Annotated in this window: 29 protein-coding genes and 3 pseudogenes; 18 read left to right on the top strand and 14 right to left on the bottom strand. The window is 72.2% G+C overall.

The window, feature by feature from the left end; translation table 11 throughout:
• Positions 1–51: 51 nt before the first annotated feature.
• Complete coding sequence (locus ACZ6TU_RS06605; protein ID WP_469547118.1) at positions 52–1242, bottom strand: serine hydrolase domain-containing protein; 1191 nt, start codon at positions 1240–1242, stop codon at positions 52–54.
• Between the two features lie 418 nt (positions 1243–1660).
• Here ACZ6TU_RS06605 and ACZ6TU_RS06600 point away from each other — a divergent pair.
• The 7 genes and pseudogenes from ACZ6TU_RS06600 to ACZ6TU_RS06570 form a co-directional block, all read left to right on the top strand.
• Positions 1661–2047: pseudogene (locus ACZ6TU_RS06600) on the top strand (sugar nucleotide-binding protein); the annotation flags it as partial.
• Between the two features lie 79 nt (positions 2048–2126).
• Positions 2127–2522 carry a sugar nucleotide-binding protein gene (locus ACZ6TU_RS06595; RefSeq protein WP_469547375.1) on the top strand — a complete coding sequence of 132 codons (396 nt, stop codon included), beginning with the start codon at positions 2127–2129 and terminating at the stop codon, positions 2520–2522.
• Positions 2519–2878 (top strand): annotated as a pseudogene (locus tag ACZ6TU_RS06590) (dTDP-4-dehydrorhamnose 3,5-epimerase family protein); the annotation flags it as partial. The gene ACZ6TU_RS06595 and the pseudogene ACZ6TU_RS06590, both read left to right, overlap by 4 nt.
• Before the next feature lie 108 nt (positions 2879–2986).
• On the top strand, positions 2987–4054 hold the full coding sequence (locus ACZ6TU_RS06585; protein ID WP_467675169.1) for a glucose-1-phosphate thymidylyltransferase: 1068 nt from the start codon (positions 2987–2989) through the stop codon (positions 4052–4054).
• Entirely contained in the window at positions 4051–5004 is a 954-nt protein-coding gene (gene rfbB / locus ACZ6TU_RS06580; RefSeq protein ID WP_469547116.1) for a dTDP-glucose 4,6-dehydratase, read from the top strand. Before ACZ6TU_RS06585 ends, rfbB begins: the two co-directional genes overlap by 4 nt.
• Before the next feature lie 226 nt (positions 5005–5230).
• The gene (locus ACZ6TU_RS06575; protein ID WP_467674534.1) at positions 5231–5713 is read left to right on the top strand and encodes a flavin reductase family protein; all 483 of its coding nucleotides are present in this window, start codon (positions 5231–5233) and stop codon (positions 5711–5713) included.
• Positions 5714–5826: 113 nt separating this feature from the next.
• Positions 5827–5988, top strand: a pseudogene (locus tag ACZ6TU_RS06570) (IS256 family transposase); the annotation flags it as partial.
• A 579-nt stretch (positions 5989–6567) separates the two neighbouring features.
• Here the strand turns inward: ACZ6TU_RS06570 and ACZ6TU_RS06565 are convergent.
• Positions 6568–7923 carry a hypothetical protein gene (locus ACZ6TU_RS06565; protein ID WP_469547115.1) on the bottom strand — a complete coding sequence of 452 codons (1356 nt, stop codon included), beginning with the start codon at positions 7921–7923 and terminating at the stop codon, positions 6568–6570.
• Between the two features lie 114 nt (positions 7924–8037).
• On the opposite strand from ACZ6TU_RS06565, the gene ACZ6TU_RS06560 reads away from it, so the two are divergent.
• The gene (locus tag ACZ6TU_RS06560; protein WP_467674537.1) at positions 8038–9273 is read left to right on the top strand and encodes a molybdopterin-dependent oxidoreductase; all 1236 of its coding nucleotides are present in this window, start codon (positions 8038–8040) and stop codon (positions 9271–9273) included.
• Between the two features lie 316 nt (positions 9274–9589).
• Here the strand turns inward: ACZ6TU_RS06560 and ACZ6TU_RS06555 are convergent, their stop codons facing one another.
• From ACZ6TU_RS06555 to ACZ6TU_RS06545, 3 genes are read right to left on the bottom strand one after another with little or no spacing between them, the layout of a single operon-like run.
• Positions 9590–10354, bottom strand: coding sequence for a class I SAM-dependent methyltransferase (locus tag ACZ6TU_RS06555; protein WP_467674539.1), 765 nt, complete (start codon positions 10352–10354; stop codon positions 9590–9592).
• The gene (locus ACZ6TU_RS06550; protein ID WP_467674540.1) at positions 10351–10983 is read right to left on the bottom strand and encodes a TIGR04282 family arsenosugar biosynthesis glycosyltransferase; all 633 of its coding nucleotides are present in this window, start codon (positions 10981–10983) and stop codon (positions 10351–10353) included. Before ACZ6TU_RS06550 ends, ACZ6TU_RS06555 begins: the two co-directional genes overlap by 4 nt.
• The gene (locus ACZ6TU_RS06545) at positions 10980–11672 is read right to left on the bottom strand and encodes a glycosyltransferase family 2 protein (protein ID WP_467674542.1); all 693 of its coding nucleotides are present in this window, start codon (positions 11670–11672) and stop codon (positions 10980–10982) included. Before ACZ6TU_RS06545 ends, ACZ6TU_RS06550 begins: the two co-directional genes overlap by 4 nt.
• Before the next feature lie 122 nt (positions 11673–11794).
• Between ACZ6TU_RS06545 and ACZ6TU_RS06540 the strand changes: the two genes are divergently transcribed.
• Together ACZ6TU_RS06540 and ACZ6TU_RS06535 are read left to right on the top strand one after the other, a co-directional pair.
• A complete protein-coding gene (locus ACZ6TU_RS06540) occupies positions 11795–12526 on the top strand; it encodes a response regulator transcription factor (protein ID WP_467674544.1) in 732 nt (243 codons plus the stop codon).
• Positions 12523–13635, top strand: a complete 1113-nt coding sequence (locus tag ACZ6TU_RS06535) for a sensor histidine kinase (RefSeq protein ID WP_467674546.1) — start codon at positions 12523–12525, stop codon at positions 13633–13635. Before ACZ6TU_RS06540 ends, ACZ6TU_RS06535 begins: the two co-directional genes overlap by 4 nt.
• A gap of 55 nt (positions 13636–13690) precedes the next feature.
• On the opposite strand, the gene ACZ6TU_RS06530 is transcribed toward ACZ6TU_RS06535, so the two are convergent.
• From ACZ6TU_RS06530 to ACZ6TU_RS06520, 3 genes are all read right to left on the bottom strand, one after another.
• Positions 13691–14692, bottom strand: a complete 1002-nt coding sequence (locus tag ACZ6TU_RS06530; protein ID WP_467674548.1) for an NAD-dependent epimerase/dehydratase family protein — start codon at positions 14690–14692, stop codon at positions 13691–13693.
• A gap of 78 nt (positions 14693–14770) precedes the next feature.
• On the bottom strand, positions 14771–15397 hold the full coding sequence (locus tag ACZ6TU_RS06525) for a VOC family protein (protein WP_467674550.1): 627 nt from the start codon (positions 15395–15397) through the stop codon (positions 14771–14773).
• A gap of 93 nt (positions 15398–15490) precedes the next feature.
• Positions 15491–15661: a hypothetical protein gene (locus ACZ6TU_RS06520; RefSeq protein ID WP_467674551.1), complete on the bottom strand. Its 171-nt coding sequence runs from the start codon at positions 15659–15661 to the stop codon at positions 15491–15493.
• A gap of 188 nt (positions 15662–15849) precedes the next feature.
• Here ACZ6TU_RS06520 and ACZ6TU_RS06515 point away from each other — a divergent pair, with 188 nt between their 5' ends.
• Positions 15850–16851, top strand: a complete 1002-nt coding sequence (locus ACZ6TU_RS06515) for an acyl-CoA desaturase (RefSeq protein ID WP_469547109.1) — start codon at positions 15850–15852, stop codon at positions 16849–16851.
• A gap of 41 nt (positions 16852–16892) precedes the next feature.
• On the top strand, positions 16893–17288 hold the full coding sequence (locus tag ACZ6TU_RS06510; RefSeq protein ID WP_467674555.1) for a DUF5994 family protein: 396 nt from the start codon (positions 16893–16895) through the stop codon (positions 17286–17288).
• A 220-nt stretch (positions 17289–17508) separates the two neighbouring features.
• Here ACZ6TU_RS06510 and ACZ6TU_RS06505 read toward each other — a convergent pair whose 3' ends face one another.
• A complete protein-coding gene (locus ACZ6TU_RS06505; protein ID WP_467674557.1) occupies positions 17509–17802 on the bottom strand; it encodes a hypothetical protein in 294 nt (97 codons plus the stop codon).
• A gap of 210 nt (positions 17803–18012) precedes the next feature.
• Here ACZ6TU_RS06505 and ACZ6TU_RS06500 point away from each other — a divergent pair, with 210 nt between their 5' ends.
• The 5 genes from ACZ6TU_RS06500 (at position 18013) to ACZ6TU_RS06480 (ending at position 20956) form a co-directional block, all read left to right on the top strand.
• On the top strand, positions 18013–18525 hold the full coding sequence (locus ACZ6TU_RS06500) for a DUF5994 family protein (RefSeq protein WP_469547106.1): 513 nt from the start codon (positions 18013–18015) through the stop codon (positions 18523–18525).
• 235 nt (positions 18526–18760) lie between these two features.
• The gene (locus ACZ6TU_RS06495; protein ID WP_467674561.1) at positions 18761–19357 is read left to right on the top strand and encodes a DUF5994 family protein; all 597 of its coding nucleotides are present in this window, start codon (positions 18761–18763) and stop codon (positions 19355–19357) included.
• A gap of 5 nt (positions 19358–19362) precedes the next feature.
• A complete protein-coding gene (locus ACZ6TU_RS06490; RefSeq protein WP_467674562.1) occupies positions 19363–19623 on the top strand; it encodes a hypothetical protein in 261 nt (86 codons plus the stop codon).
• A 320-nt stretch (positions 19624–19943) separates the two neighbouring features.
• Entirely contained in the window at positions 19944–20315 is a 372-nt protein-coding gene (locus tag ACZ6TU_RS06485; RefSeq protein WP_467674564.1) for an STAS domain-containing protein, read from the top strand.
• Positions 20312–20956, top strand: a complete 645-nt coding sequence (locus ACZ6TU_RS06480) for a GNAT family N-acetyltransferase (RefSeq protein WP_467674565.1) — start codon at positions 20312–20314, stop codon at positions 20954–20956. Before ACZ6TU_RS06485 ends, ACZ6TU_RS06480 begins: the two co-directional genes overlap by 4 nt.
• 29 nt (positions 20957–20985) lie before the next feature.
• Here ACZ6TU_RS06480 and ACZ6TU_RS06475 read toward each other — a convergent pair whose 3' ends face one another.
• A complete protein-coding gene (locus ACZ6TU_RS06475; protein WP_469547102.1) occupies positions 20986–21957 on the bottom strand; it encodes an AraC family transcriptional regulator in 972 nt (323 codons plus the stop codon).
• 82 nt (positions 21958–22039) lie between these two features.
• Between ACZ6TU_RS06475 and ACZ6TU_RS06470 the strand changes: the two genes are divergently transcribed.
• Positions 22040–22879, top strand: coding sequence for an NmrA family NAD(P)-binding protein (locus ACZ6TU_RS06470; protein ID WP_469547100.1), 840 nt, complete (start codon positions 22040–22042; stop codon positions 22877–22879).
• A gap of 65 nt (positions 22880–22944) precedes the next feature.
• Here ACZ6TU_RS06470 and ACZ6TU_RS06465 read toward each other — a convergent pair whose 3' ends face one another.
• From ACZ6TU_RS06465 to ACZ6TU_RS06450, 4 genes are all read right to left on the bottom strand, one after another.
• Positions 22945–23298: a MerR family transcriptional regulator gene (locus tag ACZ6TU_RS06465; protein ID WP_467674571.1), complete on the bottom strand. Its 354-nt coding sequence runs from the start codon at positions 23296–23298 to the stop codon at positions 22945–22947.
• A 455-nt stretch (positions 23299–23753) separates the two neighbouring features.
• A complete protein-coding gene (locus tag ACZ6TU_RS06460; RefSeq protein ID WP_467674572.1) occupies positions 23754–24065 on the bottom strand; it encodes an SCO5918 family protein in 312 nt (103 codons plus the stop codon).
• 46 nt (positions 24066–24111) lie between these two features.
• Positions 24112–24459: a CBS domain-containing protein gene (locus tag ACZ6TU_RS06455; RefSeq protein WP_469547097.1), complete on the bottom strand. Its 348-nt coding sequence runs from the start codon at positions 24457–24459 to the stop codon at positions 24112–24114.
• A 41-nt stretch (positions 24460–24500) separates the two neighbouring features.
• The gene (locus ACZ6TU_RS06450; protein WP_467674576.1) at positions 24501–25985 is read right to left on the bottom strand and encodes a DEAD/DEAH box helicase; all 1485 of its coding nucleotides are present in this window, start codon (positions 25983–25985) and stop codon (positions 24501–24503) included.
• Positions 25986–26001 lie beyond the last annotated feature (16 nt).

The raw sequence follows: 26001 nt of genomic DNA, 5'->3' as shown, positions 1-26001 counted from the left end.
CGCGGTTAGAGCCATGTGCCACCGGGAGGCGAGGGGGCCCGCAGCCAGTTCTCAAGCAGGGCCCGGCGCGGCTCCGACCGAGCGGTAGACGGCCTCGACCAGGCGGTGGGCACGATCGTTCATGCGGCCGATCACCCGCGAGCCGGCGTTCTGCAGGTAGGCGAAGGCCAGCTCATGGCCGGGGTCGGCGAACACGAACGTGCCGTTGGCCCCGTCGAACCCGAAGGCACGCGGGGTCAATCCGGCCGATGCGGGGAACACGGGGCTGTCGGGGAGCATGAAGCCCAGCCCCCAGGTGCTCGGCAGCAGTACCACCCGGCAGGTGCCCTTGGAGTACGGGCGGGTCAGCTCGGCGGTGCGTGCGGGGCTGATGAGCCGGATGCCGTCGACCGTGCCGACCAGGGAGGCGAACAGGCGGGCCATCGCCCGGGCACTGGCCAGCCCCCCGTAGGAGGGGTCCTCCACCGTCGGATCCAGCGCGTCGGTGAGGTCCATGCTGCCGATCATGGCCCGGTACGTCAGTGATTCGGGATCACCGAGCGCCACCAGCATGTCCAGTTCCCGCCCCGGGTCGGCGCCTGCCATGAGGGCTTCGGCTTTGGATTCGAGCATGGTGGCGAGGGGGGCGTGGGGGTCTTTGAGACCGATGTGGGCGTCGAGCTCGAGGGGAGTGGCGATGTGGTGGTGGAAGTACTGGCCGACGGTCTGTCCCGTGACGCGGCGGATGAGTTCGCTGACGAGGTGGCCGTAGGTGGTGGCGTGGTAGCCGTGGGCGCTGTCCGGGGTCCAGGCGGGGCGGGCTTCGGCGAGGGCCTGGGCGATGGGCGTGTGGGCGCGCAGGGCGTCGTGGGTGAGGGGGGCGTGGTCGAGGGTCACGACGCCTGAACGGTGGCTGAGGACCATCCGGGGGGTGATGCCGTCTTTGCCGTGGCGGGCGAACTCCGGCCAGTGGGCCGCGATGGGGGTGTCGAGGTCGAGCGGGTGGCGGTCGGCGAGGTGGAGGAGGGCGGTGGTGGCCAGGGCCTTGGTGGGTGAGGCGAGGACGGTGAGGGTGTCGGGGGTCCAGGGGTTGCGGTGGTCGGGGTCGGCCCAGCCGGCCCAGAGGTCCACGACGGGGCGGCCGCGGTGGTAGACGCAGACGGCGGCGCCTACTTCGGTGCCGGTGGCGAAGTTGTGGTGGAAGGCACGGTCGACCTCGGCGAAGGCGCCGTCGGTGGTGCCGGCGTGGGGATAGTCGTGCACGGGTGGGATGTCCTCTGTCCGGTGGTGTGCGTCAGTGCCGCCCGAGCACGGTCGGGCGGGGCGGGCCGTTCCCCTGCGATCATCCGGCCACCACTCGCACACCGGTACACCCGCGCCTGGGCACTGGTCGAGTTCCGCTCGCGTCCCGCTGTCACGCCGCTCGGACATGACTTGTGCGCGGCTGTCTCGACGTTGTCCGAATCGCCCCGGTCGCGCGGAAGCAAGAATGCGCGGGCACCCCGATTTCTTCCGGAAACAACGGCAGGAGCGGATTCAGGAGCACTCCCCGGCGATTACTCGAACGACGTACACACATCGTCCGAAAGCGCCGGAAGCGGTGGTGCCGGCATTTCGGAAAGCGTTGCTGACATCGCGCCGACCCGCCTAACATCGCCGCGTGTTCAGCAATGAGGGCCTCATGAATTCCCCCTTACCGGACGGCCGGTGGCTCATCGCCGGCGCCGACGCGCGGCTCGGACGCGAGGTACACGCCCAGCTGACCGCCCGGGGCACGGACTGCGTGCCACTCGGCCGGGACCGCCGCCTGGACGTGACCGACGCCCGAGCCGACAACGAGACCCTGCGGCACTGGCGCCCTGACATCGTCGTCAACCGCGCCGCGTGGACGGGCGTGGACACGGCCGAGTCCCACGAGGAGGAGGCGCGGCGAGCCAACGGCGACGGCGCGCGGCATCTCCTCGCGGCTGCGCTGCCCACGGTGCCCGGCTGCTGCACGTGTCCACCGACTACGTCTTCCCCGGCGTCCCGTCGGGACTTCAGGACCCCGTACGCCGAGGACGCACCGACCGCGCCGGGCACGGCCTACGGCCGCACGAAGCGCGCCGGCGAACGCGCGGTGCCAAAAACGCCCCGATGCCGCGACCGTGGTGCGGACCGCCTGGCTCTCTACGGCCGGGACCTGGACGGGTTCGTCGGGGCCAAGGCCCGCGGCCCGGGGCGAGGGCACCGTGGACGTGGTACAGCACGATCAGCCGTCGAACGCCGCCGACGCGGCTGCCCGGCTGATCGCCCTGGCCGCCTTGCCTGCCCACGCAGCGCGTGGCGTCTTCCATGCCACGAACGCGGGCATCGCCGGCCGGTACGAACCGGCTCGGGAGGTGTTCCGGCTGCAGGGCGCCGCACCGGGTCCGGCCGACCGGCGGTTCTCGGCTGCCGCCTCCCGCTCAGCGACCGTTCCGGAGCGTCCTCGGCCACCACCGCTGGACCACGGGCCCGGGCTGCCCGTCCCACGGGACTGGCGTACAGAGGGAGCCGCATGAGGCCGCTGAGGGTGCCCGGTGTCCGGGTGGCCACTCCCCCGTCGGGACGTCGGCGGGGCATCCACCCCGCCGACGTGCCCCCGGGCAGGCGAAGTACCTCACAGGTGTGCGCGGTGCGATCCGTGACGCGATGGTGGGCCTGCGCGCTGGGTGCGGACAGCAGGCGGGCGGTCTTCCTCTCGGACGTCCTGGGGCACGGCTTCCAAGCCCTGACGGACGACGTGACAGTGGTCTACCTCACCACCTCCGGCTACGACGCCTCCCGCGAACACGCCGTGAACCCCTTCGACCCGCGCCCGGGCATCGCCTGGGACGGTGACATCCCGCCAGTGCCGTCCGCGAAGAACGCTTCGGCACCCGGCCTCGCTGCCGCCGAGGCGGCCGGGCCGCTGCCCCTGCCACACGTGCGTCACCGTCCCGACCGGCGCGGTGCCCCCTCTCCCGACCGACCCCGAGGAGTCGCTGTGAAGGCGCTCGTCCTCTCCGGAGGATCCGGAACCAGGCTGCGTCCGCTGACCCACACATCGGCCAAGCAGCTGGTGCCCGTGGCCAACAAACCCGTTCTGTTCTACGCCCTGGAAGGAATCGCCGAGGCAGGGGTGACCGAGGTGGGCGTCATCGTCGGGGACACCGAGCAGGAGATACGCACCGCGGTCGGGGACGGATCGCGGTGGGGCCTGGACGTCACCTACATCCGTCAGGACCGGCCCCTGGGCCTGGCTCACGCCGTGGCCACGGCCCGGCCATGGCTCGACTCCGACGACTTCGTCATGTACCTCGGTGACAACTTCCTGCTCGGCGGGATCGCGGAGCAGGCTCGACAGTTCCGGGCCTCCCGGCCGGACGCGCAGATCATGCTCGCCCGGGTACCCGATCCCAGCGCGTTCGGGGTGGCGACCCTGGACGAGGCCGGCCGGGTGACGGCACTCGAGGAGAAGCCCGAGTTCCCCAAGAGCGATCTCGCACTGGTCGGCGTGTATTTCTTCTCCCCGGCGATTCACGAGGCGGTGGCCGCCATCCGGCCATCCGCTCGAGGCGAGCTGGAGATCACCGACGCCCTCCAACGGCTCATCGAGGACGGTGCCGATGTCCGGTCCTCCACTGTGTCCGGTTACTGGAAGGACACCGGGAACGCCATGGACATGCTGGAGGTGAACCGGCTGGTGCTGGACCGGGTCGCGTCCTGCTGCGACGGCACGGTCGATGCGGACAGCGAGATCGTCGGCCGGGTTGTCGTTGCAGAAGGTGCCACAGTGCGCGGCTCGCGCGTGGTGGGGCCGGCGGTGATCGGACCCGGCACCACCGTCACCGGTTCGTACATCGGGCCCTTCACCTCCATAGCGGAGAACTGCTCGATCTCTGGCAGTGAGATCGAGTACTCCATTGTGCTGCCCGGCGCGACCATCGATGGGGTACGCCGCATCGAGACATCGGTGATCGGCCGCAACGTGGAGATCGTGCCCGCCACCCGTGCCCCGCGCGCCCACCGGATGCTGCTCGGCGACCACAGCAAGGTGCAGATTCCGTCATGAGGAGCCTTTTGATCACCGGCGGTGCGGGTTTCATCGGCTCGCACCTGGTCCGCACGGTTCTCGCACCGGACCGGCCGCTCGGTGCCGTGCACGTGACCGTGCTGGACAGCCTGACGTACGCCGGAAACCTGGACAACCTGGACGCCGTGCGGCATCACCCGGGATTCCGTTTCGTGCAAGGCGACATCACCGATGCGGTGGTGGTCGACCGGCTGATGGCCGAGCACGACGCCGTGGTCCACCTGGCGGCCGAATCCCACGTGGACCGCTCCATCGCTGCGGCCCACCCCTTCGTCCACACCAATGTGCTGGGCACGCAGACCCTGCTGGACGCCGCGCTGCGGCACGGCACGGAGCCATTCGTGCACGTCTCGACGGACGAGGTGTACGGTTCCGTGCCGTTCGGCAGCGCGACGGAGCAGGACCCCCTGACGCCCAGCTCGGCGTACTCCGCGTCCAAGGCGTCCAGCGACCTACTGGCCCTCGCCTGCCACCGCACCCACGGCCTTGACGTACGCGTCACGCGCTGCTCCAACAACTACGGCCCCTACCAGTTCCCGGAAAAACTGATCCCGCGCTTCGTCACTCGGCTGCTGCGCGGTGAGAACGTGCCGTTGTACGGCGACGGTGAGAACATCCGGGACTGGCTCCACGTCGACGATCACTGCCGTGGTCTGATCGCGGTGCTCACCCGAGGCCGACCAGGCGAAATTTACAACATCGGCGGCGGTACGGAACTGACCAACAAGGAACTGACCGGCGCCCTGCTTGCGGCTTGCGGCGCCGGATGGGATCGGGTGGAGTGGGTCGCCGACCGCAAAGGCCACGACCTTCGCTACTCCGTGGACTGGTCGAAGATCCGCCGGGAACTCGGCTACGAACCCCGGCGCGACTTCATGTCCGGGCTCGCCGAGTCCGTCGCCTGGTACCGCGAGCGCTACGAACCCTGAGCGGGAACGACCGCACGATCGGACGGCCGTCGGGATGGCGAGTCAGACTGAACGGGACAACCCGGCCGGGCAAGGGAGAACCCGTAATGCCTCTGCCGGGTTACGGGACAGCCTTCGGCTTTCAGAAGTCTGTGACTCAGCTCTGGCCCGGGGGCCGACGCCTGGCCACCCCGTGCGCGCCCGCCCGGGCGGACCGGCCGACCCGAGACCAAGAGCGGAGACAGTGATGTCCACTCAGCTGACCCAACGTTCCTTCCGAGACGTGCTCGGCCGCTTCGCCACCGGGGTTGTCCTCGTCACCGCGGAAACCGACGAGGGACCGGTCGGCATGGCCGCCAACTCCTTCACCTCTGTGTCCCTCGACCCGCCGCTCATCGCCCTGTGCGCGGCGAACACGTCCACCACCTGGCCCGCCATCCGGACCACCGGAAGCTTCGCGGTCACCATCCTCAGCGAGGACCACGAGGCTGTCTGCAGGGCTTTCGCGGCCCGTGGAGTCGACCGCTTCGCGGGCCGCGAATGGGTACGGACACCAGCAGGGCACCCTTTGCTGGCAGACGGTCTCGGTTGGCTGGACTGCCGGATCGGCACGGTTCACCAGGCAGGCGACCACGAGCTGGTCGTCGCAGGTGCCGTGGATTGGTCCGTCGTCGAAGACGGCAGCCCCCTGGTCTTCCACTCCGGCAGTTACACCCGGCTTGCCAACTGACACGCAAACTCACGTACCAGGTGCTCGTCGGCAGTACCCCCATCACGGTCACGACCCAGATGCTGCCGGGAGTGTCTGGTCAACGGCGGAACCGATGATCAATGAGACGCCAGATGGGCGAGACCATCGCCGAGCACGAGGCCGTCGAGGAGTCGGCTGTGCAGCGTGCGGCGGAGGCAGTGTCGGAGGACCAGTTGATCGGGATGCTGGTCGACCGGGCCCGCACGGAGGGGCTGCAGCTGACCGGTGAGGGTGGGCTGTTGCAGCAGCTGAGTAGCAACCCGTGCCGTATTGAAGGGCACGACACCCTCAAATTGGTCTAGATGACAAACAAACCCCAGGCCACTGACCTGGGGTTTCATCATGGAGCAGGTGACGAGAATCGAACTCGCGCTCTCAGCTCGGGAAGCTGCGAGCATGTGGAGCCCGCCCGGCCACAGAGCTGGGCGGACGTCCAGCCCGAGGTCTCATCGACCATGGCCGCTTTCATCGTGGCTCCCCGTTGTTCCCCGCTCACTCTGGTGCGCTTGTGGTGCGGCGAGCGTGTCCTCGCCCCCGTTCGCTGCTGTTCAGGTGAATGAGACGGAAACCGAGACGGCCGCCCATGGTCCTAGAGCTGACCTCGCCACCATGGCACGTCCAGGCCGTCGGCCGGGATGACCTTGGCCCTTGCCAGAATCCTCCCGTCGAGGGCCCGCACGGGGGCGCAACTCCAGACACTCCGCAGGGCCGCGCGACAACGCGACAGCTGCAGCAGCGGACCGAGGCGGAGGTGCAGCGCGTACCGCCGGTGATCGCCCCGACCTCGTGCCCTCCATTGGCCGAGCGGTTTCCTGGCGTCGAGGCTGTCCGTGTCACCACCCCGTCAGCAGCACATGGTTGAGCAGCAGCGCGAGCACCGCCTGGGCGGCCAGCCACGCGCGTGGGTGGGGAAGCAGCGCGCAGGCCGGGAGGAGCCACAGGGCGAAGGGGAGCCAGATGCGTTCCGTCTCCGCCTTGCTCATGCCGGACAGGTCGGCGACCAGGAGGGCGAGGAGGGCGGCGGACACGAGGAGTGCCAGGCGGGCCGCCGCGGCACTGTCGGTCCGGCGGTGGAGCAGCGCCGCACCCGTCCGGCGCAGGCCCGCCGCCGTCGCCAGGCCCGTGATGAGCACCGTGCAGGCCGGGTTGGCCCACACCCAGTAGCCGTAGGGGCGGATGCCGCCCGCGCCCTGGTGGTAGCGCGTCACCAGCAGGCGGTACGCCTCCCACCAGTCGAACCCGGCGAGCGTGAACGCCGCCGGGACCACGGCCAGACCGGCGAGCAGCGGCACCAGCAGCGCGGGGCGCTCCCGGATCCCGTGCCGGCCGAGTACCAGTACCGCCGCCGCGATCAGCGCGATCAGGGTGAGGCCGTAGGAGAGGTAGCAGGTCAGGCCGAAGAGGAGACCGGACGCCCCCGCCCACCACGGCGACCGTCTCGTGACCGCCAGGGCCAGCAGCGCCACCGCCCACGCCGCCACCGCCGCGAAGTACGCGTCGGCCGAGGTGCCCATCCACACCGCCGCCGGGGCCAGGACGAGGAAGGGGGCCGCCCGGCGCGCGAGGGTCTCGTCGGCCAGGACGCGGATCGTGACCAGCACGGCGACGCAGGCCGTCGCTCCGACGGTGATGCACCACATGCCCGCCCAGCCGCCGCCCCGCAGCCCGATCCGGTCGAGCAGGACGAAGGTGAGCGTGGCGGCGGGCGGGTGGCCGGCGATGTGGGCGGGCCAGTTGTCGGGCGAGTCCAGGAGGATGTGCTGGGTGAAGTCCCGTAGCGCTGCCGGGATGTTGTCGAAGCGGTCGATGACCTGGAGGTACTCGTAGCGGGTGGTGAGGCGGCGCGCGATGCCCCGGTCCCAGCCGTCGATCAGGGCCAGCGAGCAGATCCACGCCGTCGCCGCGCCCCAGGTCAGGGGGAGCAGAGCCCGCCAGGGGAGCCTGGCCGCGAGGGCGGGGCCGTACGCCACGGTGGCGATCGCCAGGAGTACGGCCGCCGGGGTGCCGGGGCCCAGGTGGGGGCCCCAGGACGCCAGCAGCGGGGGCCAGTCGACGAACAGCGTCCGGCTGGTGTTCTGGATGCGGCGGCCGGCCAGTACGGCCGCCGTCACGAGCAGCGCGGCGGCCCCGGCGGCGTACAGGTCACGGCGCAGGTCACGGCGGACGTCAGGGCGGAGGGAGCGGGTCACAGCCGGAACGCTAGGCCGACAGGGCGGGCGCGGACCGCCGTCCGGGCCGGACGTCAGCGTTTCGTCATGGGTCGAGCACCCTTTCCCGGGGTGTTCCGGGCCTACGGTCGGGCCATGCGAGACGACCCACGGCTTCCCTCCTCGCCCGGCTTCTGGCGCAGCCCCCTGCGCGGCCCCCGGTTCACCTCCGTGCTGGGCCTCGTCCTGCTCGTCGGCATCACCGTGCTGTTCGTGACGGGACTGGTCTCGTACGCCGCCTACAACCCGGACCTGTCGCCGGTGAACGACAAGACCCCGGACAAGGGGATCCTCGGCTTCTACCTGTTCGCCTGGCCGACGGACCCGCACTGGCTGTACCGGCTCAACCAGGGCGTCCACGTCACCCTGGGCATCACCCTGATCCCCGTCCTGCTGGCCAAGCTGTGGTCCGTGATTCCGAGGCTGTTCGCGCTGCCGCCCGCCCGCTCGCTCGCGCACGCCCTGGAGCGGATCTCGCTGCTGCTCCTGGTGGGCGGTGCGCTGTTCGAGTTCGTGACCGGTGTGCTCAACGTCCAGCTCGACTACGTCTTCCCGGGCTCCTTCTACCCGCTGCACTTCTACGGAGCGTGGGTGTTCTTCGCCGCCTTCGTCGCCCATGTGCTGCTGAAGCTGCCCACGGCACTGCGCAATCTGCGGCACCTGCGGGAGGAGAGGAACGACCTCGTGTCGCCGCGCCCCGCCGAGCCGACCGTCTCCCGGCGGGGCGCCCTGTGGTTCGTCGGGGGCGGCTCGCTGCTGCTGTTCGCGACGACGGTGGGGCAGAACTTCGACGGTCCGCTGCGGCGCACCGCCCTCCTCGCCCCGCACGGCGGCGGCGACCCCGGCAGCGGCCCGAACGGCTTCCAGATCAACAAGACCGCCGCCTACGCCGGGATCGACACGGCCGAGACAGCCGAGGACGCCTGGCGGCTCGTCATCACCGGGCGCACGGGCACCGTCCGCCTCAGCCGGACCCAGCTCGCCGGACTCCCCTTGCACAGCTCGGCGTTGCCCATCGCCTGTGTGGAGGGCTGGTCGACGTCGGACCAGTGGTGGCGCGGCGTGCGGCTGCGCGATCTCGCGGCGCTCGTCGGCTACGACGTCGACAACCCGCCGGACGTGTTCGTCGAGTCGCTCCAGCGGCGCGGCGCCTTCCGGAGCGCGGCCCTGCGCGCCGACCAGGTGGCCGATCCGCGTTCCCTCCTCGCCCTGTACGTCAACGGCGAGGAGCTGTCCCCCGACCACGGCTACCCGGCGCGGGTCATCGTGCCCGCGGCACCCGGTGTGCTGAACACCAAGTGGGTGGCCCGGATGACGTTCGGAGACCTGTGATGCGCCGGCCGCGGATTCCCGTCGGAAGTCCCTTCCAACTCCTCCTGCTCGCCTGCTCGTTCGCACTCGCCGCCTACGCGGGCGTACGGCTGCTCGCCGGTGACTGGCTCGGCGTGGCGCTGTGGTTCGTGGGCGCGGCGCTGCTGCACGACCTGGTGCTGCTGCCGTTGTACGCGGCCCTGGACCAGGCGGTCGTACGGGGGCTGGGGGCGGTCCGGCGCCGGGAGTGGGGGCCGTACGTGCGGGTACCGGCGGCCCTCTCCGGGCTGCTGCTCCTGGTGTGGTTCCCGCTGATCAGCGGCATGGTGGAGCGGCGCTACCGGTCCGCCACCGGGCTGTCGGCGGATGTGTTCCTCGCCCGCTGGCTGCTGATCACCGCCGTCCTCTTCGCCGGCTCGGCGCTGCTGCTGGCGGTGCGGCTGCTGCGGGTGCGCAGGGCGGCGAAGCGGCGCCCGTCGGCCGTCCACTGACCGGCCCGCGTCCAGCCCCGGGCGTACCGGAGCAGGGCGGGCGTGCCGAGCCGCGCCCAGGGGAAGGGATCGCCGGCACCGCGTGCGTCCGTGAGGCCGACGACCCGCACCTGGGCACGTTCGTCGATGTCCACCGGAGCGGTCTCGGCGATCAACAGGCCGCCGGGGCGCAGGAGTCCGGACACCCGGTCCAGCAGGGCGCGCGGATCGCCGCCGATGCCGATGTTGCCGTCCATGAGCAGGACGGTGTCCCAGCGGCCCTCGCCGGGCAGCGGCTCGAACACCGACCGCCGCAGCGCCTGACCCCCCAACCGCACGGTGTGGTCCACGGCGGCGGCGCTGACGTCGATGCCGAGTACGGCCCGGCCCCGGGCGGCGAGCTCCGCCACCAGCCGGCCGGGCCCGCACCCCACGTCCAGCACGGTCCCCTCACACCGGTCCAGCACGTCCCGGTCCACCGCATCGGCCCGCGCACACCAGCGCTCCACCTCCAGCGGCAGCAGCCAGCCGTCCGCCCGCCGCAGGAACAGCGGCCCGTGACCGGCACGCAGGGCGGCGGCGTAGGGGTCGGCGGTTGCCCAGGCGACGGCGGTGGCGGGCGGGGCGCTCATCGGGGCACGGCCGGGCGGGAGGCCGGCGCCGCACACCGAGCCAGCCGCGCCGCGAACCGCCCCTTCGGGGCCAGCGCGGCGACAGCGTGGGCGTCGGCCTCCGTGTCGACGTCGCGCAGGCGGGGCAGGTCGCGGACCCGCAGCCCCGCCGCGACGAGCCGGTCCCGTTGGACCGCCCCCGTCACGGAGGTCGACATGGGCACACCCCGCAGCAGGGCGGGGTCCGGGCGGGCCAGGCCGAGGGCCCAGAAGCCGCCGTCCTCGGCCGGGCCGAACCAGGCGTCGCAGCCGGCGAAGTCCACGGTGAGCAGTTCCGGCGTCACCTGCGGGGTGTCCATGCCGATGAGCAGAGCCGGTCCGGTGCAGCGCGCGAAGGCGTCCGCCAGCCGTTCGTCGAGACCGCCCGCGCACTGCGGTACGACGTCGAAGCCGGGCGGCAGCCAGGGGCCGGGCTCCCCGTCGAGGACGAGGACCTTGCGGCGGGCCGGGGCCGCCGCGACCGCGTCCAGGGTGTCGGCGAGGGACGCCTCGGCGAGGGACGCGGCCTCCCGGGGCGTGAACGGCGGGGTGAGCCGGGTTTTGACCCGACCGGGGCGCGGCTCCTTGGCGATGACGAGAAGTGCGGTCACCGTACGCTCTTCTCGACGGCCGATCCCTCGCCCAGCACGCGGCTCATGTCCCGTACGGCCTGCCAGGTGCCGCGCCACGTGCCCGTCACCTTCGAGGCCCCGGTGCGCGGCAGATACGGCACGTCGTACTCGGCGATCCGCCAGCCGGCGTCGGCCGCGCGCACCACCATCTGGAGCGGATAGCCGCTGCGCCGGTCGGTGAGACCGAGGGCGAGCAGCGGCTCGCGGCGGGCGGCGCGCAGGGGACCGAGGTCGTGCAGCCGCAGCCCGGTGCGGCGGCGCAGCATCCGCGCGAGCGCGAGGTTCCCGGCCCGGGCGTGCGCGGGCCACGCGCCCCGCCCCCGCGGACGCCGCCGGCCGAGGACCAGGTCGGCATCGCCGTCCCGCACCTCGCGCACGAAGGGGACGAGGAGCGACGGATCGAGGGAGGCGTCGCAGTCGCAGAAGCACACCACGTCGGCGGTGGCCGCGGTCAGGCCGGCGTGGCAGGCCGCGCCGAACCCCCGGCGCGGTTCGTGCACGACGGTCGCGCCGAACGCGCGGGCGACCTGGGCCGAGCCGTCGGTGGAACCGTTGTCGACGACGAGTGCGCGCCAGCCCGGCGGGATCCGTTCGAGCACCCAGGGCAGGGCCCCGGCCTCGTTCAGGCAGGGCAGCACCACGTCGACGTCGGAAGAAGTCGTCGTCACGGTTTCACCCTACGAACGCGAAAAGGGCATACCGGACTCCGGCTCCTTACGAAACGCGGACGTCGGCGGCCCGGACACCTCCGGACGGGCCATCGCCGGCGGTCCGGTGCGAGGCTGGAGCCATGCAGCAGCCCCATCAGCAGGAGGAGACCCCCGACGGGTCCCCGCGGGTCCTGGTCGTCGACGACGATCCGACCGTGGCCGAGGTCGTCGCCGGGTATCTGGACCGCGCCGGTTACGTCGTCGACCGCGCCGACGACGGCCCGGCCGCCCTCGCCCGCGCCGCCGCGCACTGGCCGGACCTGGTCGTCCTCGACCTGATGCTGCCCGGTATGGACGGCCTGGAGGTGTGCCGGCGGATGCGGGGACAGGGGCCGGTCCCGGTCATCATGCTCACCGCCCGCGGCGACGAGGACGACCGCATCCTGGGCCTGGAGGTAGGCGCCGACGACTACGTCACCAAGCCCTTCAGCCCCCGCGAGCTGGTGCTGCGCGTGGAGTCGGTGCTGCGCCGCAGCCGGCCCGCCGCCCCCGGGCACCAACTGGGAGCGGCCGGTCTGACCGTCGACCCGGCCGCCCGCCGGGCCACCAAGAACGGCACCGAACTCGCCCTCACCCTCCGTGAGTTCGACCTGCTCTCCTTCTTCCTGCGCCATCCCGGGCGGGCCTTCGGCCGTGAGGACCTGATGCGCGGGGTGTGGGGGTGGGACTTCGGCGACCTGTCGACCGTCACGGTCCACGTCCGCCGCCTGCGCGGCAAGGTCGAGGACGACCCGGCCCGGCCCCGCCTGATCCAGACCGTGTGGGGCGTGGGCTACCGCTTCGATCCCACGGGAGCGGAGACCGGATCGTGAACGACACCCTCCTCATCGCCCTGTACGCCTTCGCCGGTGCCGCGGCCACCGGCCTGGCCGGAGCCGGCGCGCTGCGCCTGATCCGGCGCCGCTCGCTCACCGCCTCGCTCGCCGTGGTCGCGGCGGTCGGCGTCGTCGCGATGCTCGCCGGCACGCTCGCCGTCGCCTGGGCGATGTTCCTGTCGCCGCACGACCTGACCGTCGTCACGACCGTCGTCGCCATGGCGGCCGTCGTCTCCCTGGCCACCGCGCTGCTGCTGGGCCGCTGGGTCGTCGCCCGCAGCCGCGAACTCGCCGTGGCCGCACGCTCCTTCGGCGACGACGGGGACTTCGCCGCCCCCGTCGGCCCGACGACCGCCGAACTGGACCACCTGAGCCGCGAACTGGCCGCCACCAGCGCCAGACTCGCCGAATCCCGGGAGCGGGAACGCGCGTTGGAGACCTCCCGGCGGGAACTCGTCGCCTGGATCTCGCACGACCTGCGCACCCCGCTGGCCGGTCTGCGCGCCATGTCGGAGGCTCTGGAGGACGGTGTCGCCGCCGACCCCGGCCGCTACCTGAAGCAGATCCGCACCGAGGTCGAACGCCTCAACGACATGGTCGGCGACCTCTTCGAACTCTCCCGCATCCACGCCGGCGCGCTCGCCCTCGCCCCCAGCCGGATCTCGCTGTACGACCTGGTCGGCGACGCCCTGGCGGGAGCCGACCCGCTCGCCCGGGAGCACGGGGTGCGGCTGGTGGGCGGCCGTATCGAGCCGGTGCCGGTGGAGGTGGACGGCAAGGAGATGAGCCGGGTGCTGGGCAACCTGCTGGTCAACGCCATCCGCCGGACCCCGGCCGACGGCACGGTCGCCGTCACCGCGGAACGCTCCACCGAGGGCGTGGTGCTGTCGGTGACGGACGGCTGCGGCGGCATCCCCGACGAGGACCTGCCGCGCGTCTTCGACACCGGCTGGCGCGGCACGCACGCCAGGACGCCCCCGGCCGGCGCGGGCCTCGGCCTCGCCATCGTCCGGGGGATCGTGGAGGCGCACCAGGGCCGGGCATCCGTACGGAACATCCCCGGCGGCTGCCGTTTCGAAGTGGTGCTGCCCGCCGCCGCTTCGTAACGCGGGCAGCACCACCGGTCTTTCGCGAGCCGGGCCCCAGGGGGTGGGACAGCTCCTACGCGTCCCGCATCCCGGCCCGCGCGAACTCCGCCATGCCCTCCTCGAACCCGACCCCCGGCTTCCAGCCCAGCGCGTCCCGCAGCCGCGCGGAGTCGGCGGTGACGTGCCGTACGTCCCCGAGCCGGTACTCGCCGGTGACGACGGGCTCGGGCCCGCCGTACGCGGCGGCCAGCGCCCGGGCCATCTCCCCGACGGTGTGCGGGTCGCCGCTGCCGGTGTTGTACGCCGTGAGCACACCCGGGGCGGCCTCCGCCTCCAGCGCCACCGCATTGGCCTCCGCCACGTCCCGGACGTGCACGAAGTCCCTGCGCTGCCGTCCGTCCTCGAACACGCGCGGTGCCTCGCCCCGGGCGAGCGCCGAGCGGAAGAACGAGGCGACACCGGCGTACGGGGTGTCGCGGGGCATGCCGGGCCCGTACACGTTGTGGTAGCGCAGCGACACCGCCGACCCGCCCGTGCAGCGGGCCCAGGCGGCGGCCAGGTGCTCCTGGGTCAGCTTGGTCGTCGCGTACACGTTCCGCGGATCGGCCGGGGCGTCCTCGCCGACCAGCCCGGGGACGACGTCCGCGCCGCACACCGGACACGGCGGCTCGAACCGGCCGGCGTCGAGGTCGGTGACGGCACGCGGCCCGGGCCGTACGGCCCCGTGCCGGGGGCACTCGTACCGGCCCTCGCCGTAGACCACCATCGACCCGGCCAGCACGAGACGCCGCACACCCGCCTCCGCCATGGCGGAGAGCAGCACGGCGGTCCCGAGGTCGTTGTGCGAGACGTACTCCGCCGCGTCGGCGACCCCGTCGCCGAGCCCGACCCTCGCGGCCTGGTGACACACGGCGTCGACACCGGCCAGAGCCCGGCCGGCGGCGGCCGGGTCCCGCACGTCGGCGCCGGAGTCCTCCCGCACGTCGAACACGACCGCCTCGTGCCCGCGCTCCCGGAGGGCGGCGACCACATGGGACCCGATGAACCCGGCACCGCCGGTGACCAGTACGCGCATACGGCCACGCTAGGCCCGCGTCCCCGCCGTACCACGGGACCGCGCCCGTACGTCATGACTCCGTAAGGTCGCGCACGGTCACAGTGAGGCGGTCTCCGACGCGGTCGCCCACGCGAACCCGTCCGGGTCGGTGAAGGGCCCGGCGTCGCCGTTGACCGTGAGCCGGTGCGATCCGGTGCCGTCGGGAGAGACCCCGACGAGCTTGGCCAGGCCCCGGCGTTTGTACAGCGCCAGCTTGACGGGGCCCGACCCGGTGGCGAACTCGACGTACTTGCTGCCGAAGCTCTTCGCCACGGGGAGGCCGTGCTCGACGTAGAACCGCTTGCTCCCGGCCATGTCCGTGACCCCCAGCAGGAGCACGATCTCGTCGATCCGCCGGGTGGCGGGACCGGTGTCCTTCTTCGACGACGACGCGACCTGCCAGATCGTCCCGTCCGGTGCCCGCACGACGCCCCCGTAGCCCCACAGCGACTTGGCGGCGGGCTTCAGCGTCGCGGCACCGGCGTCCACGGCGGCGTCGACGAGGGCGTCGACATCGGCCGGCTGGGACACCACGAGCGACAGCGTGAACCCGCGAAAGCCGGTCGTCGGAGCCTCCGAGGCCCGCACGCGTACCTGACCGCCCAGTCCGAACGCGCTGGTGTAGAAGCGGTGGGCGGCGGCGGGGTCGTCCACCTCAAGGGTGATGGATTCGATGGAAGTCATGAGAACGACGCTAGGCGCGGCACGAGATCCGCGCTTCTCGATTCCTGACCGGAACGAGGAACCGGAACGAGGAACACGTCAGCGAACCCGTCGTCAGCGCACAGGCCGCCGCCTCGCGCGCCGGGACAGCCGTACCGCGAAGAAGATCACGTCGACGGCGAGGAGCGCGATGCCGATGGCCAGGAGATAACCCAGGCCCTCCGCCGCCACACCGATGATTCCCAGTACGACGGCCGCGAGGATGACCAGAAGGAAGAGCGCCATCCGCGGACCACCTTTCCTTCGCCTCCGTGGGAGACCTTGGTCCCGCCAGTTCACCCTACTCCGGCCCGAGCCGGAGTACGGTGGGGAGGACGAGGACTTTCCGTATGCCGGAATTCCGACCCACCCGTCCTCACATGGGCAGCCCGTGACCCCGGCCGCGCATCCGCATCCAGGCCGAGGAGCCACGTATGCCATCTGTTCCGACCACGTCCACGACGGTCACACCGTCGGACCCCGCCCCGCCGCCCCAGAGCTACGACGGGACGTCCCCCTTCCCGGAGGGCGGCCCGGCGCCGGCCCGCGACGGCGGTGAGCGGCTGTACGTCACGGTGACGGCGGCGATCGTCGTCCTGCCGTTCGTGGCGATCGGTCTCGCCGGCTGGCTGCTGTGGGGGAGCCTCATCCATCCCGTCGACATCGTGCTCGCCCTCGTCCTGTACACGATCACGGGTCTCGGCGTCACCGTCGGCTTCCACCGCGGCCTCACCCACGGCGGCTACCGGGCCGCCCGCCCCGTGCGCGTCGCGCTCGCGGTGGCGGGGTCGATGAGTTTCCAGGGCGACGTCATCGGCTGGGTCGCCACCCACCGCCGCCACCACGCCTTCACCGACCGGCCGGGCGACCCGCACTCCCCGTACCGCTACGGCACGCATCTGCGCGGCCAGTTGCGCGGGCTGCTGCACGCGCACGTCGGCTGGCTGTTCCGCAACGACCGCACACCCGCCGACCGGTACGCCCCCGACCTCCTCGCCGACCGCGACATCCGTGCCGTCTCCCGCGCCTTCCCGATCCTGTGCGTCCTCACCCTCGCCCTGCCGTTCGGAGTGGGCTGGGCCATCGGCGGTACGTGGCTGTACGGCGTGACCGCCCTGCTGTGGGCGGGGCTCGTGCGCATCGCGCTGCTCCACCACGTCACCTGGAGCGTGAACTCCCTCTGCCACCTGATCGGTGAGCGCCCGTTCCGCACCCGCCGCCACGACCGGGCCACCAACCTGTGGCCCCTCGCCCTGCTCTCGTTCGGCGAGAGCTGGCACAACCTCCACCACGCCGACCCCACCAGCGCCCGTCACGGCGTCGACCGAGGTCAGGTCGACCCCTCCGCCGCCTTCATCCGCCTCCTCGAACGCCTCGGCTGGGTGCACGACGTGCGCTGGCCGACCGCGGACCGGGTCGCGGCCCGTCGCGTCTGACACCGACCACCGGCCCCCTCATGAAGTCGGCAGGAGCCCTCATGACCACCGCGCTACCCCCGCTCCCCTCCCACCCGGTCCTCCGGCTGCGTCTCGCCCACCGCAGCGGGATGCCCCGGCCCATCGACGGAGCGTGGTGGCCCCGCTCGTACGACCTGCCGGCGGAACTCCCGTCGCTGCTCTCCGGGTTGCCGCGGGCGTGGGGCCACATCACCAGCGTTACCGTCAACGGGGCGACGTGGTCGGCGGCACCCGGCCGGATGCTCGTCTTCAACCAGGTCGTACGCCTGCACAGGGCCCTCACGGCGTCAGCCCCGCACACCGTCGTCCTGCTCGCCCCCGGCCGGGGCCGCTGGGACCTGCTGGTCGTGCCGCCGGATACGACCGAGGAGGCCGCGGAACCGCTGATGGCGGCCGTGGCGAGCGACCACGTGTGACCGCGGAACGGCCAGAGACGTGACCACGGCGGTCACGTCTCTGCGTCGGAGAGGCTCGCTCGTCAGGTCACGTGAACGAGGCCACCAGGCGCCGTGGTCGCGGACATCGCGCGAAGCCGTCTCCGGACCGCTGTGCGGGCGCAGTCGCCCGATGTCGTCGTGCACCGGGAACGACACCGGTGTCGAAGCCGGGGTGCGAAGTGCTCCCGATGGGTTCGCGCTACTCCCCGAAGGGGCCGGGCGGACGGTTCCCGGACGCCGTCGCACTTCGTCGGCGGCCGTCCTGCGCGGACCGGCTGGTCTCCAGCCAGGACCGTGCGGGTTCTGCCGCGCGGCTGGTGTCCACGGTGAGGTCGAGGCGGGTTCCTCCGTCGGGGCCCGCGGGGTAGCTGCGCTGCTCGGTGGCGTCGAAACAATGGCGGAGAACCTCCGCGACCCGACGGGCGACCTCGGGCGAGACGGCGACGATGCGGACCTCGGCGCGCCCGTCCGAGGGTGGTTCCGTGGACTGCATGGCGACCTCGGAGTTCGATGTCCTGGCATGAGACGGACCGGTATGAGGCGGCCGGTACCCGGATCCTTCACTCTACTCCGGGTCACCTCGCAGGCCCCGCGAGTGACCGGCGCGTCCGGCTGCCACCGGCCGGCTGGAGAGTACCGTGAAACGAGGAAGCCACTCGGTTTCCTCGTGCCCGGCAGGATCTCCGGCAGGCAGGCGAGAGCGATGTCCGACTCCGACCCCCCGCGTGTGACCAGGCTCCTGCCGGACGCCGTCCACCAGGCCGTACGGCCCGGAACGGCTGTCGTACGGCTGGAGACGACACACGACCGGCAGGGCGTCCTCGACGGGGCGTGGTGGCCGCGCTCCCGCGACATCGCCGCCGAGCTCCCCGGCCTGATCGTCGCACTGTCCGCGTACCTCGGGCCCATCACCCGTGTCGGTCTGGACGCCGGTGCCTGGGAAGAGCTGCCGACGCGGATGACCATCGACACCCGTGTCGTCCACATCGACTCCTCCGTGGTCGGCGACGACACCGTCCTGATCACCCGGGGCGGGCAGGATCTCTTCTCCCTCCTCGTGGTCCCGCCGCACGCGACGCCCGACGCCGCGCGTGCAGCCATGACCGAGGCCGTTCGCGCCGGCAGCGCGACGCAGGCCGAACAGATCCTCATCGCCACCGGCACCGAGCGAGCGAACCCGAGCGCCACGGAAGTCCCCACCACCCCCGGCGAATAGCCCGGGAAGCATCACCGGCGGACGTGTTCCAGCGCTCCGCCGGCACGCCCTTGGCCTGTCGGCCGGACGACGTTCGCGGGCCTTCCCCCCCTTGTCCGTACGATCCGTTGGGCCTGTTCGAGGAGTACGCTGGAAGCACCGAGGATATTTCGCGCACCGGCTTCCAGGCTCGTGTCGTTTTCGGCGATCGAATATGCCGGGCCGGTCGCGGCTGGCCCGGAGCAGGGTTCGCGTCATGACTGCGACCATTTCCCACCCGCTGACAGCCGAAGCCGATGACCGGTTCTCCTCGTCCTCTCTGCGTCTGTCGCTCGCTCCCGTCGGTCCCGTACCGGCTCTGCTGGACGGCGCCTGGTGGCCCCGTTCCCGTGATCTCGGGGCGGAACTCCCCTCCCTGACCGCCGTACTGGATCCGCTGTGGGGGCGGATCACCCGGGTCACGGTGAATCCCACCCTCTGGCCGGTCGTTCCCCGCAAGGTGCCCGTCGCCGGGCACGTGGTGAAGGTGGGCTGGTTCCTGCCCGAGCAGGACGCGCACGAACTGCTGCTGCTCTCGTACCACGTGGGCCGCTGGAACCTCCTGGTGATCCCGCCGCAGACGGCTCCCGACTCGGCCGCCCGGCTGATGGCCGCCGCGAGCGACCCGCTCGTCACGTCGACCGCGAGCCGGCTGATGGCGGAGGAGGAGCGCTCGCGGACGGCGTCCGAGGCCGACCGGGCCGTCGAGGCGGTCTGGGACTCCGAAGGAGGACATGGGGCCCGCGACGCGGCCGCACGTCCGCGGGGCCCGGCCGTGACCGCCTCGGTGTCGTATCAGCCGATGGGAAGGTGAGGACCGTGGAGATCTTCGTGTCCGTGGCTGTGATCCTGGGGATGATCGTTCTCGGCGTGTTCCTCATCCACCAGCTGAACTCACAGCACAACGACCGCATCGCCGCCTTCCACTACGGCCGCTCCGGGATGCCTGCCGCGGGACCGGCTCCGCGGAAGGCCCGAGGCCGGGCGTGGACGAGCGGCACCGGCCGCCGCCACGACCATCGAGGGCCCGGCGGACGCGGGCGGTTCTCCTGGCGCCGCCCCCGTAAGCAAGCCGGATGAGCCCCACGGGACCCCGGCCGCGGTACCGCATGCGACAGGCCGGGGCCCCCGCGTCCCGTGCTCTCGGGCCCGGGGCGGCCCGGGCCCGGGAACGGCACAGAGCCACCATCCCTCCAGGCCACGATGCTCGCCGGGCGCGGATCCGTCCGGTTCATGACGCATCCCCGGACCGTCGATCCACCACGGCGCTCGCCGACTCAGGCCTGCGGACCGTCCGTTCACCCGGCACCACGCACACCCCGTATCGGCGGCACGCCACGAGGGCAGGTCCCGGTCCGCCCAGGCGGCATTCCCCGACGGGCATCCCGAACAGAGGAACCATGCCCCTTACACGGCTGAACGTTCACCGGCACGACCACACCACCCGCGCGCTGGTCACCCTCGCAGGAGAGATCGACCTGGCCACCGCACCGCTCGTGGATGCCGCGCTGGCCGCGTGCGTGCACGACGGCATGCGCACCACCGACGTCGATCTCACGGCGGTCACCTTCTGCGACGCCAGCGGACTCAACGCCTTCCTCGCGGCATCCCGCCTCGCCGCCGATGCCGGGATGACCTTCCAACTGCACTGCCCGCCCCCGGCCACGGTCCGCATCATCGAGATGACCGGCTCCGCCTTCCTGCTCCGCCGGCCTCACGCCGTCCGGTCGGCATCGCGTCGGATTCGCGCCGGCGCGGGCGGCTCGCCGTGACGGCCCCGCTCCGCCGGGAGCCGCCCGAGCGTCTGCGCCGGCTGAACCGCTGGCAGGCCGAGACCCTGCGTGAGGACCTGGCCGACCTGTACGTGGAGTCCTCACGCGCGCAGGAAGGCCAGGAGTACCGGGCCCGGGAGGCGTTTCTGCGGCGGCTCACCGGCGCCATCCGGCGGTCCGGATTCGCGCTGCTGGTCGGGGAGGACACGACCTTCGCCGGATGTGCCTACGGATTCCCCGTACCGCGCGACGGAACATGGTGGAGGGGCTTCGAGGGGACCCTTCCGCAGAGCGTCGAACAGCTCACCGCGTCCGGACACGTCTTCGCGATCACCGAGATCCTCGTGCACCCCCGCACGGACGACCAGGGCCTCGCCCGCAGGCTCCAGAACCGCCTGCTGGCCGACCACCACACCTCGCTCGGGGCGACACTGGTCGACGAGGCCGACGCTCCGGCCCGCGACGCCTTCCTGTCATGGGGATGGCAGGACATCGGGACGATCCGCAGGCCGCCGGATCCCACGGTCCTCCGGCCGACAGCTCCCGCGCCGATGCGGGTCCTGGTCCTTCCCATCGGGCCACGCGCGACTGCCCGCACGGACGGCCCCGCACACGAGAACCGCACCAGACGGTCCGGCTGAGGGCCGACGCGTGACCTGGGCGGGGGACGTCAGGTCGCCGCCCGCCCCTCGCGCATGCGGTACTCGCTCGGACTGATGCCGTGTTCCCGTTTGAACGCGGTGCTGAAGGCGAAGGCGTTGGCGAAGCCGACGCGGTCCGCCACCACGGCGAGCGTCGCGTCGGGTTCGCACAGCAGGTCGGCGGCCAGGGCGAGGCGCTGTTCCCGTAGGTAGGTCATGGGCGGCCGGCCGGCCAGGGCGGTGAAGCGCCGGGCGAGGTTGGCCCGGGACACCCCGGTCCTCGCCGCCAGGGCCGGCAGGGTCCACGGGTGGGCGGGATCGCCGTGCAGCAGGCGCAGGGCGGGGCCGACCACGGGGTCGCTGTGGGCCCGGTACCAGGCGGGGACCTGGGCGCCGGGACGGGTGAACCAGGCACGCAGGGCGGTGATGAGCATCAGGTCCAGTGCCCGGTCCAGGAGAAGCTGCTGCCCGGGCTCCTCGCGGGTGATCTCCTCGAACATCGTCCGGCTGACCGGGCAGGTACCCACGTCCGCCTCGATGACGGCCAGGGGCGGCAACGCGGCGAGCAGCCGGCCCGGGGCGCCGCTGTCCACGGTGCAGAGCCCGCTGAGCAGGAGCGTGCCGGCAGCCCCTTCCGCATCCCAGGCGCCCGCGCCCGGAATCCGGGGACGGTCCAGCTCCTCGCCCTGTGCGGTCGTGCAGCGGCCACCGTGACGGATCACCACGTCCGGCTCGGTGCCGGGGTCGGCCGCGATCACGTACGGTGCGCCGCCGCACAGCACCGCGACGTCTCCGAAGCCGATCCGCACCGGGTCGCCGCCCTGAGGCGTGATCCAGGCGGAGCCGCGCACGAGCACCGCGAGGGCCAGCGGCGAACCGTCCTCGAAGCGTGCCGCCCAGGAGCCGGTCAGGGAGGACTGATGGAAGACGGCGCCACTGGTCCGCACCCCGTTCAGAAGGGCCGTCAGCGGATCCGTGCTGGTCAGCCCCATGGGATCCATGCCGGTCAGCGTAGACGAACGCGTATGGACGTGAGTCCGCACGGCATGGTTCCGGCGGATGCCGACTGGTTCGCTCGAGGCCATGAGCGACGAGATGATCCTGGTGACAGGGGTTACGGGCAAGACCGGCCGCCGGGTGGCGCGGCTGCTTCGGGAACGGGGCGTGCCGGTCCGCGCGGCGTCCCGGTCCGGTACGCCGTCCTTCGACTGGACGGACCGCGCTACCTGGGAGCCGGTGCTGCGCGGGGTGACGGGGACGTACGTCGTGCACCCCGGCCTGGGCAGCCCGCAGGCCGCTGACGATGTCGCCGCGTTCGCCCGGCAGGCCGCGGCTGCCGGAGCCCGGCACGCGGTGCTGCTGTCCACACCCTCCGATGCCCGGGGCCCTGCCCGGGAACACGTCCTGGCCGCGGAGCGGGCCCTCGAACACGCGGGTCTGGACTGGACCGTGCTGCGAGTGCGGTGGTTCTTCCAGAACTTCAGCGAGGACTTCCTCCTCGACCCCGTACTGAGCGGCGAGATACGGCTGCCGGCCGGGGACGGCAAGGAGGCGTTCATCGACGCCGAGGACATCGCCGAGGTGGCGGTCGCCGCCCTCACGGAGGCCGGGCACGCCGGGTGGCACTACGAACTCAGCGGCCCCAGGCTGATGACCTTCGAAGACGCCGTCGCGGAGATCGCCCGGGCCACCGGCCGCGACCTCCGTTACGTCCCGCTGACGCCGGAGGCGTACGCGGAGGAGCAGCGGGCGCAGGGTGTGCCCGAGGAGTGGGTGCAGCTGACGGTCGGCCTGTACGAGCACGTCCGCGCAGGCGGCCTGGCCTCGCTCGGCGACGGTGTCCAGAAGGCCCTGGGCCAAGCTCCCCGGGACTTCTCCGGGTACGCCGACACCACCGCCCGACAGGGCGTCTGGAACATCTGACCCCGCCCGTCGGCGGCGCCCATGACACGACGTGGATGGCCTGCGGCGGCACCGCGCCCATGTGATCAGCGGGAATCGGCGACGGAACCCTCGGGTGCGTCGTGCCCGGCACGGCGGCGGTACTCGGCGTTGATGCGCTGAGCTTCCTCGAGCTGGTCCTCGAGGATGACGATGCGGCACGCGGCCTCGATCGGGGTGCCCCTGTCGACGAGCTCGCGGGCGCGCGCCGCGATGCGCAGCTGGTAGCGGGAGTACCGGCGGTGTCCGCCCTCCGAGCGCAGCGGAGTGATCAGCCGGGCCTCACCGATGGCTCGGAGGAAGGCCGGGGTGGTGCCGAGCATCTCGGCGGCCCGCCCCATCGTGTACGCGGGGTAGTCGTCGTCTTCCAGACGATCGCTGAGCGGGGTATCTGCTGTCATGTCACCTCGTAGTGCAACGCGTCGAGGGGCCCTGGTGCCGTACGGCACCAGGGCCCCGAAGGAAATTGAACACCATCTGTCGGCCCTAATGCTGCGCCGACCTTCTGTTTCCGCTACCGGCCCTGCAGGAGGGGGTGTGCGGGGATCGCGGCTGCGTGACCGGGGACCACCTTCCAATCCGGGGTCTTGCGGTACCCGGGCCGAGCGCCGCTCGGGCCGGGCGATCCTGATGGCGTCTGCTCCTCCATTCCTTCTCTGCTCAGTGATCCGTGTCAACAAGAAGAAGGCTAACTGCACCGGAGCTCAATGTCTACTCTGGCAAGAGTAGATTTTTGTTCTCTGGTGGCGCAGATAGCCTGTGGCCTGCAAGGACGGCGAGACGACGACGAGGGCCCTGCCGACGCGCGTCGGCAGGGCCCTCATCGGGATCGGGGTGGGCGGTTGTCCGCCCGTCCTCATGCGTCCAGGGGCGCGGCGCCGAGCAGTGCCGACGCGGTCTGGAGCGGGGTGGGGACGCGCACGGGCGCGGCCTCCGGGTGGTCGTGGCAGGTGAAGCCGAGGCGGGTCATGGCCCGGATGACTTCGCCGCCGGTGAAGTCGCGGCGGTCCTGCCGGGTGATGACCTGGCCCACCTGCTTGACGGGGTAGCGACGACGGCCGATGGTCACGGACTCACCCGTGACGATCTCGGGCGTGACGCCCTTCATCGAGGCCAGCACCCCGCTCTTGGTCAGGTCGAACGGGTACCGGGCGATGACACAGCGCATGATGGCTCCTCAGAGAGAAGGAGAACGGCTGACCGGGCGAGGCGGATCAGCTGGAGAGGGCGAGGACGCCCGGGGTCCGACCGTGCTCCCCGGTGGCGGTGAGCCGGGGGACGGGCGAGGCGAACGGTCCGTCGAGGACGTCCCGTAGCCGGGTCCGGTCCGTGTATGTGGAACTGCCGCGGTGAACGACCAGTTCGGCCAGGGTGATCGAACCCGTGCACTGGTCGTCCCCGTCGCACAGGAGGAGGTACTCGACACGGGCACCGGCCATGACGGACAAAGCCACCTCGACGGTCATGTCGTCCCGGACCCGGGGGCCGGACGCGTCCATGGCGTCGACCACGGACACGAGGGAGAGATCCGCCTGCTGGCACTGCGTCTGAACCGGTGTCAAAGCTGCCTCCTCGGAGATGGGTGAGCTGAGGAACGGCGCCACTAGGCCGCCGGGTCGAAGGCGGACCGCTGTGCCCTGCGCCGCCCCGCCTGTCCGGTCGGGCGCCCCCGGGCGGGGCGGCGGCCCCGGGACGAGGGGGCCCCGGAAGACGCGGCACGGCGGGGAGCCGGAGCCGGTGCGGTGATGACGACAGGGACACCGGACGGGGCCTGGGCACCGGTGATCCGGCTCAGTTCCGCTTCACCCGAACGCACCGGGGTGACCCGGGGGGTGATGGCGGCCGAAGCCATCAGCCGGGTCATGCCGCGGCGCTGGCCGGGTGTCACGAGGGTGACGACGCTGCCGGACTCGCCGGCGCGGGCGGTACGGCCGCCGCGGTGCAGGTAGTCCTTGTGGTCGGTGGGCGGGTCCACGTTGACGACCAGGTCGAGGTTGTCGACGTGGATGCCGCGGGCCGCGACGTTGGTCGCCACCAGCACCGTCACATGGCCGGTCTTGAACTGGGCGAGGGTCCGCGTGCGCTGGGGCTGGGACTTGCCACCGTGCAGAGCCGCGGCGCGGACGCCGTTGTTCAGCAGGTGCTCGGTCAGCCGGTCCACGGCGCGCTTGGTGTCCAGGAACATGATCACCCGGCCGTCCCGCGCCGCGATCTCGGTCGTCGTGCGGTGCTTGTCCGCTTCGTGCACGTGGAGCACGTGGTGCTCCATCGTGGTGACCGCACCCGCCGACGGGTCGACGGAGTGGACCACCGGGTCCGTCAGGTAGCGGCGGACGAGCAGGTCGACGTTGCGGTCCAGGGTGGCCGAGAAGAGCATCCGCTGCCCCTCGGGGCGCACCTGGTCGAGCAGGGCGGTGACCTGGGGCATGAAGCCCATGTCGGCCATCTGGTCGGCCTCGTCGAGGACGGTGATGGCGACGTCGTCCAGTCGGCAGTCGCCGCGGTCGATGAGGTCCTTGAGCCGCCCCGGCGTCGCGACGACGACCTCGGCACCGGACCGCAGCGCGGCTGCCTGCCTGCCGATCGACATGCCGCCGACCACGGTGGCCAGCTTCAGCCGGACGGAGCGGGCGTACGGGGTGAGCGCGTCGGTCACCTGCTGGGCGAGCTCGCGGGTGGGGACCAGGACCAGGGCGAGCGGCTGCCGTGCTGCAGCGCGGCGGCCCGCGGTACGGGCCAGCATCGCGAGGCCGAAGGCGAGGGTCTTGCCCGACCCGGTACGGCCGCGGCCGAGCACGTCACGCCCGGCGAGGGAGTTCGGCAGGGTCGCCCCCTGGATGGGGAACGGCACGGTCACGCCCTCGTGACCGAGCGCGGCCAGCAACGGCGCCGGCAGGTCGAGGTCGGCGAACGACTCGACGGCGGGCAGCGCGGGCGTGGTCGTCACCGGCAGCGCGAACTCCCCCTGGAGTGCGGCCGGCCGGCGCTCGTAGCCCTTGGAGCGCCGCGGAGCCCCCGAGCCCTTGGCGGCGGAACCCCGGGAGCGGTCGTAGGTGCGGGTCGGGCGGGCGGTGCGTGCGCGGTTCAAGCGGAACCTTCCTCGA

The sequence above is a fragment of the Streptomyces sp. NPDC052064 genome (genome assembly GCF_055585925.1).
The sequence above is the reverse complement of the archived record's forward strand: the minus strand, read 5'-3'. Positions and strand labels throughout refer to the sequence as shown.